This window comes from Streptomyces sp. NPDC058964 (genome assembly GCF_042741275.1).
Classification (GTDB): Bacteria; Actinomycetota; Actinomycetes; order Streptomycetales; family Streptomycetaceae; genus Streptomyces.
On the sequence record NZ_JBHYKH010000062.1, the window covers coordinates 1 to 3,763 of the forward strand.

Genomic DNA, 3,763 nt, shown 5'->3' on the forward strand with positions numbered 1-3,763 from the left:
TGGCGCGGCGCACCGATCGGGCCGCGCGGGCGGCGCGGGCCGGGCAGGGGCGGGCGCTGGCGGCGCTGGGCCGGACGACGGACGCGCTGTCGGCGTACCAGGCGGCGCTGGCCAAGCGGCCGGACGCGGAGTACGCGCTGGAGCTGGGCGAGCTGTACGAGTCGCTGGGGCTCGGGCAGGCCGCGCGGGTGCAGTACGACCTGCTGCGGGAGCGGGTGCGGGTCGCGGAGGCGGCCGGGGCGAACGAGCGGCTGGTGCTCGGCCGGTTCGAGGCGGACCACGGGGACCCGGCCCGGGCGGTGCGGCTGCTGCGTGAGGAGTGGGGGCGGCAGCCGGGGATCGCGGTGGCCGACGCGCTGGGCTGGGCGCTGCACCGCACCGGTGAGCACGAGGAGGCGCTGGAGTTCGCGGCCGTCGCGACCGAGGGCGACAAGGGCGGCGGGGTGCGCAGCGCGCTGTACGTCTTCCACCGGGGGGTGATCGAGCGGGAGCTGGAGCGGTACGGGCCCGCGCGGCGGCATCTGCGGGAGGCGCTGATGATCAACCCGTACTTCTCGCCGCTGCGGGTGCCCGAGGCGAAGCGGGCGCTGGCGGCGCTGGGCGAGCCCTCCGTGGAGGACCCGCCCGGCTGACGTCTGCCGCGCGAAGACCGGTGTCAGAGGTTTCCGCGCTTCTCCTGCTCGCGCTCGATCGCCTCGAACAGGGCCTTGAAGTTGCCCTTGCCGAAGCCCATCGAGCCGTGCCGCTCGATGATCTCGAAGAAGACGGTCGGGCGGTCCTGGACCGGCTTGGTGAAGATCTGCAGGAGGTAGCCGTCCTCGTCGCGGTCGGCGAGGATCTTCAGCTCGCGCAGGGTGTCGATCGGCACGCGGGTGTCGCCGACCCACTCGCCGAGCGTGTCGTAGTAGGTGTCCGGCGTGCTCAGGAACTCGACGCCGGCCGCGCGCATGGTCCGTACCGTCGCCACGATGTCGTTCGTGTTGAGCGCGATGTGCTGGACGCCGGCGCCGCCGTAGAACTCCAGGTACTCGTCGATCTGGGACTTCTTCTTGGCGATGGCGGGCTCGTTGATCGGGAACTTGACCTTCAGTGTCCCGTCGGCGACGACCTTCGACATCAGCGCGCTGTACTCGGTCGCGATGTCGTCGCCCACGAACTCCTTCATGTTCGTGAAGCCCATGACCTTGTTGTAGAAGCCGACCCATTCGTCCATCCGGCCGAGTTCGACGTTGCCGACGCAGTGGTCGACGGCCTGGAAGGTGCGCTTGGCGGGCGGCTCGACGATCGGCTTGGCGGCGACGTGGCCGGGCAGGTACGGGCCGTCGTAGCCGGAGCGGTCGACGAGGGTGTGGCGGGTCTCGCCGTACGTGGCGATCGCGGCGAGGACGACCGTGCCGTGCTCGTCCTTGAGCTCGTACGGCTCGGCCACCGAGCGGGCGCCGTGCTCGATCGCGTAGGCGTACGCGGCGCGCGCGTCCGGGACCTCGATGGCCAGGTCGATGACGCCGTCGCCGTGCTCGGCCACGTGCTGGGCGAGGAAGTGGCCCCAGGGGGTGGCGGCTTTGATGACCGAGGTGAACACGAAGCGGGCGGAGCCGTTCTCCAGGACATAGCTCGCGGTCTCGCGGCTGCCGGTCTCCGGTCCGGAGTAGGCGGTCAGCTGCATGCCGAAGGCGGTGGAGTAGTAGTGCGCCGCCTGCTTGGCGTTGCCCACGGCGAAGACGACCGCGTCCATTCCCTTGACCGGGAAGGGGTCGGCCTGCCGGGCGGTGTCGGGAGTGTGGTGTGTGGTCTGCGTCATGGCGGAAGACTGGCTCCGCTCCACAAGGTGCGCAATAGTTTGCGTATCCGCTGTGCAATCTGCTCAGTGATATGCGCGTATCGACAGACTTTCTGTGCAGGATGACCACCGCGGAGGCCGGCATGGCGATCGATCATCTGGACGGACGCATCATCGTGCTGCTGGCCCGTGAGCCGAGGGTCGGGGTGCTGGAGATGTCGCGGCGGCTGGGGGTGGCGCGCGGCACGGTGCAGGCGCGGCTCGACCGGCTTCAGTCGAACGGAGTCATCCGGGGATTCGGGCCGCAGGTGGATCCGGCGGCCCTCGGCTATCCGGTCACCGCGTTCGCCACGCTCCAGATCCGGCAGGGTCAAGGTCCCGACGTCCGGGCGCACTTGGCGACCGTCCCGGAGGTGCTGGAGCTGCACACCACCACCGGCACCGGGGACATGATGTGCCGGCTGGTGGCCCGCTCGAACGCCGATCTCCAGCGGGTGATCGACCGGGTTGTCGGTTTTGATGGCATCGTCCGGGCCTCCACGGCGATCGTCATGGAGAACCCCGTCCCGCTGCGGATCATCCCGCTGGTGGAGCAGGCCGCGGAGGACCGGGACGGGACCTGACCGACCTGGGGTGAGTTGAGCGTGGGCTTCTGGGAGTACCTGGGTGTTCGCCACCGGCAGCTGCTCACGGACGCCTGCCAGCACGCCGGTGTCGTCTTCCAGTGCATGGTCGTGGCGACACTGCTCGGGGTGCTGATCGGGGTCGCCACCTACCGCAGCGCGTGGGCGGGCGACCTGGCCACCACCGCCGGCGCGACGGTCCTCACCATCCCGTCCCTGGCCCTGATCGGCCTGCTGATCCCGGCTGTGGGGCTGGGTGTGCCGCCGACGGTGATCGCGCTGACGCTGTACGGGCTGCTGCCTGTCGTGCGGAACTCGGTCGTGGGACTGCGCGGGGTCGATCCGGCGCTGGTGGACGCGGCGCGCGGCATCGGCATGTCCCGTACGGCACAGCTGCTGCGGGTGGAGCTGCCGCTCGCCTGGCCGCCGATCCTGACCGGCATCCGGGTCTCCACGCAGATGCTGATGGGAATCGCGGCCATCGCGGCCTACGCCTCCGGACCCGGGCTGGGCAACGAGATCTTCCGCGGTATCGCCTCGCTGGGCAGTAGGAACGCCCTCAACCAGGTGCTCGCGGGCACGCTCGGGATCGTCACCCTCGCACTACTGTTCGATGCCGTTTACGTCCTGCTCGGACGGCTGACCGTCTCCAGGGGGATCCGTGGCTGAGACCAGCGCCGACGACGCCACCAGCACAGGCACCGGCACCGGCACCCATGGCGCCTCCATCGAGCTGGAGGACCTCTCCAAGCGCTATCCGGGCAGTCCGGCCCCCTCCGTCGACAACATGAACATGAGGATCAGGGCGGGCGAGACGGTCGTCCTCGTCGGCCCGTCCGGCTGCGGCAAGTCGACCACCCTGAAGATGATCAACCGGCTGATCGAGCCGAGCGGCGGCCGCATCCGGATCGACGGCGAGGACGTCACCGGTATGGACCCGGTGCGGCTGCGCCGGAAGGTCGGGTACGCCATCCAGTCGTCCGGGCTGTTCCCGCACATGACCGTCGCCCAGAACGTCGCGCTCGTACCGAGGATGCTCGGCTGGCCGAAGGCACGGATCAGGGAGCGGGTGGAGGAGATGCTCCACCTGGTCGGTCTGGATCCGGGCGAGTTCCACGGCCGCTATCCGCGCCGGCTCTCCGGCGGCCAGCAGCAGCGGGTCGGGGTTGCCCGGGCCCTGGCGGCCGATCCGCCCGTCCTGCTGATGGACGAGCCGTTCGGGGCGGTCGACCCGATCACCCGCGAGCACCTCCAGGACGAGCTGGTCCGGCTCCAGCGGGAGCTGCGCAAGACGATCGTCTTCGTCACCCACGACTTCGACGAGGCGATCAAGCTGGGCGACCGGATCGCGGTGCTGCGC

4 protein-coding genes and 1 pseudogene are annotated in these 3,763 nt (G+C 70.3%); 4 read left to right on the plus strand and 1 reads right to left on the minus strand.

The genetic code is table 11. The annotated features are described in order from the left end of the window. Nucleotides 1-632, plus strand: a pseudogene (locus ACFW2E_RS10995) (hypothetical protein); the annotation flags it as partial. 23 nt (nucleotides 633-655) lie between these two features. Here the strand turns inward: ACFW2E_RS10995 and hppD are convergent. Next, complete coding sequence (gene hppD / locus ACFW2E_RS11000) at nucleotides 656-1,801, minus strand: 4-hydroxyphenylpyruvate dioxygenase (protein WP_384464709.1); 1,146 nt, start codon at nucleotides 1,799-1,801, stop codon at nucleotides 656-658. Nucleotides 1,802-1,923: 122 nt separating this feature from the next. Between hppD and ACFW2E_RS11005 the strand changes: the two genes are divergently transcribed. The 3 genes from ACFW2E_RS11005 to ACFW2E_RS11015 form a co-directional block, all read left to right on the plus strand. Then, the gene (locus ACFW2E_RS11005) at nucleotides 1,924-2,403 is read left to right on the plus strand and encodes an Lrp/AsnC family transcriptional regulator (RefSeq protein WP_384464779.1); all 480 of its coding nucleotides are present in this window, start codon (nucleotides 1,924-1,926) and stop codon (nucleotides 2,401-2,403) included. Nucleotides 2,404-2,424: 21 nt separating this feature from the next. Beyond that, nucleotides 2,425-3,072, plus strand: a complete 648-nt coding sequence (locus ACFW2E_RS11010; protein WP_384464712.1) for an ABC transporter permease — start codon at nucleotides 2,425-2,427, stop codon at nucleotides 3,070-3,072. Continuing rightward, on the plus strand, nucleotides 3,065-3,763 hold a 699-nt coding region (locus ACFW2E_RS11015), incomplete at its 3' end, for an ABC transporter ATP-binding protein (RefSeq protein WP_384464715.1). The genes ACFW2E_RS11010 and ACFW2E_RS11015, both read left to right, overlap by 8 nt.

Bases quoted from the DNA above. Each gene is read 5' to 3' on its own strand.
- hppD (WP_384464709.1), bottom strand. From the start codon at position 1,801: ATGACGCAGACCACACACCACACTCCCGACACCGCCCGGCAGGCCGAC.
- ACFW2E_RS11005 (WP_384464779.1), top strand. From the start codon at position 1,924: ATGGCGATCGATCATCTGGACGGACGCATCATCGTGCTGCTGGCCCGT.